At 55.5% G+C, this 2,659-nt stretch carries 1 protein-coding gene and 1 pseudogene; both read right to left on the bottom strand.

Annotation, left to right across the window (positions count from 1 at the left end; genetic code table 11):
* Positions 1 to 57: 57 nt before the first annotated feature.
* Complete coding sequence (locus BZL41_RS13740) at positions 58 to 2,334, bottom strand: M23 family metallopeptidase (protein WP_095599816.1); 2,277 nt, start codon at positions 2,332 to 2,334, stop codon at positions 58 to 60.
* Positions 2,335 to 2,367: 33 nt separating this feature from the next.
* A pseudogene (locus BZL41_RS13735) lies at positions 2,368 to 2,659 on the bottom strand (DUF2345 domain-containing protein); the annotation flags it as partial.

Genomic DNA, 2,659 nt, shown 5'->3' with positions numbered 1-2,659 from the left:
GACGACGCATCTCGTCTTGGGCATCTCTGGGTAGTTTTCGGGCATCAATTCTTTTTTTCATGCGCCATTATATCTTGTATTTGATTGCCGGGTTAATAAATTGCTACTTCCTCCGCCAATAGGCGTCCAAACCCAAAAGAAGCCGCCGCTGTCAGTAGCGCTGTATGGTTCATTCTCTAAGACACTAGGGTCGAATCTTGGAGACCATCTATGTGGAGTACCGACAACAGCAATGATGTTGCCATGGTTGTCTCTCTGGGTAGGGTCTGACCAATAGTGCGTGGAATTGACGTGAATACGCGCATCGGAATAAGCTGCTGACTGAGGATAAGCTCGATACTTACCATAAGACTCGTAGTTTCCTGCCCAAGTTAATTGCATCATTCCGCGTCCATAAAAGGCTGCGTAATATTGGGCCATGGGAATATGAGGGTTGGAGCTTCCGCGGCCATATTCATACATCACCTTCCAGCGGTCCGTTTCCAGTAGCGCTTGGGCAAGAAAGTGTGATAATCGCTTCGTATTGCTAATGCAGTATTTCTGAATTGTCTTGTTCAGGGGTGTTGAATAGTTGGTTAGTCGTGCGCGTGCTTGCTCACGGGATACTTGATAAATATTTGCTGATCCAGTGGTTTGAGCGGTAAATACGCTATTAGTGTTGTGGTAGTACGGGTATCGAGGTAAGGAGAGTGCGAATTCATCTAGTGATAACCAGAAACATTTTCTGAATAATTGGATGAATTCTTTCGGCGGAAAATGCCAATGCTTGGCCTCAATTCCCTCCAGTGCCGCATCTTCCCAAAATGCCAACTCTTGATGATGTTTGCGTAGACGATTGTAGCTCTCTTCGGACAGCGGGCCGTTCGGGGATACCTTGCGAAGCCAGCCATATCGGGTATCGAAGTCGTTCTTGGTCCATTCGGTCGGGAATTTGCAGATGAAGCGCTTTATCTGCCGCTGCATATCAGGGTTGCTCAGTGCGGCCTCATTGCGCTGGCGTTCCTGTTCGTAGCGCCCCGACAGGTTGAGCTTTTCTTCTTCCGTCATGCTGGCATAGGCGGGTGATAGTGCGATGGAGACGGCATCTACCTGGTCGGAAACCACCTTGCCGTCGTCCAGACGCAACAACCCTCTTATCAGAGGGGACTGGCAATGGCTGTCCGAGTCCGTGTCGTCGTCGATCAGTTGCCAGCCTTGCCAATGGGGGAAGTCCGCATCGCTGAACTTCGTGACGGTGGTGGCGTTGAGATTTACCCAGCCCGTTCCTGGCTGTCCTCCTGAACGGGCAGGCAGTGCTATCTGGCGCCAATGAGCCGCCCCGGCGGGTTGCAAGGTATCCGGCCCCAATACTCGTCCGAAGCGAAGCAGTTCATAGCCGGCACTGGGACGCTGCGGATAGAGATTGGTTGCGGTCCTGTACAGGTTGTACTCGTAATCGGCCTCTTCCTGATGAGTGCCGATTTCTTCTCCCGAAACGAGGAAGGAGGTCAGCGTGCATTGGCCGTGCTCGTAGCGCATGCGTACGAAGATGCCTTCCTGTAGTTGCTGGGCGATGGCCCATTCATAGCCTTGGACCTGTGGGGTGGGTTCCGCTTGTGCGCCATTTTCGGCCGAGCCACCTTTCACGACGGGAGGTGCGCCGGCAGGCATGGCAGGGCAGCGATAGGCAATTGGGGTGCTGTTCTCGCTTTGTAGCCGGTTAGCGGGGGCGGCTTCGTAGATGAGTACCTCGGGGGGAATGAAGAAGTACATGTCTCCCCAGCAGCTATCGGTTCTGCCACTGCCGGACTGATGGTCGAGCAAGCGCTCGCTGCGCCCCACGAGATTCGCGATATGGCTCTGGTCGGCAATGATTTCGAAATGAATACGGTGATTCTGGCCGTAGATTTGCCCCGCCTCGCCCAGTTCATCCTTGCGGTAGACCTTTGCCCCTTTGGTGGGGTTGGCGAGAGTGATTTTCGAAAGGTGCATGTAGACGGAAAAGAACACCACCGAGGCGCGTGTTCCCTCGCCGATCTCCGTTTCATGCTTGAGCACGATACAGCCGTTGTCGGTCCATTGGTTACGGTAGCGCAGACCATGGTCTGCAGGGGCAGAGGCTTCATTCGTCGGTTGGCGAAAGTAAACCAGGGTGCCGTCGGCTATGGCTCTGACGGGGAGGGTCGTGGTTCCTTCCTGCGGGGCAGTCAGGTGAGCGCCGCCGTGCCAGTTCAAATCGAAGCTCAAGGGGAAACCTCCGTCTCCGGGGATTCCGCCCTGCATGGCGCGGTTGATGAAAGCGTCGTCGTTTTCCCCGGCCACTTGGCTGGGAATGAAAGGAGGGCTGATCAGCATGATGAGTATCCAGTCCTTGTGTCCGTCCCGTTCTTAGAGAGAGAACGGGTAATCCTTGATGGGCATCTCCGATGCGACGGGCATGTTTCCTAGCGCCCGATCCAGCAGATTCCCCGCCTTGTCCGCATCCGCCGCGCCCGGTGGGGTAGGGGGCTTGATGGCGATGCCGCTGCCCTTGCCCGGCGAGCCGCCGGCGTTGAGCTTGGCCAGGGGGCCGGAGACGGTGATGCCGCTGGGGTCGAGTTTGATGAAGCTGCCGCCGGCCTGGACGGTCAGTTCCATGCCGGCTTCGATGACCAGTTTCTGCCCGGCCTTGAGGTGGATT

This window comes from Pseudomonas sp. PIC25, from assembly GCF_002286785.1.
In the GTDB taxonomy this organism is placed as follows: Bacteria; Pseudomonadota; Gammaproteobacteria; order Pseudomonadales; family Pseudomonadaceae; genus Pseudomonas_M.
The sequence above is the reverse complement of the archived record's forward strand: the minus strand, read 5'-3'. Positions and strand labels throughout refer to the sequence as shown.

Bases quoted from the DNA above. Each gene is read 5' to 3' on its own strand.
- BZL41_RS13740 (WP_095599816.1), bottom strand. From the start codon at position 2,334: ATGCTGATCAGCCCTCCTTTCATTCCCAGCCAAGTGGCCGGGGAAAAC.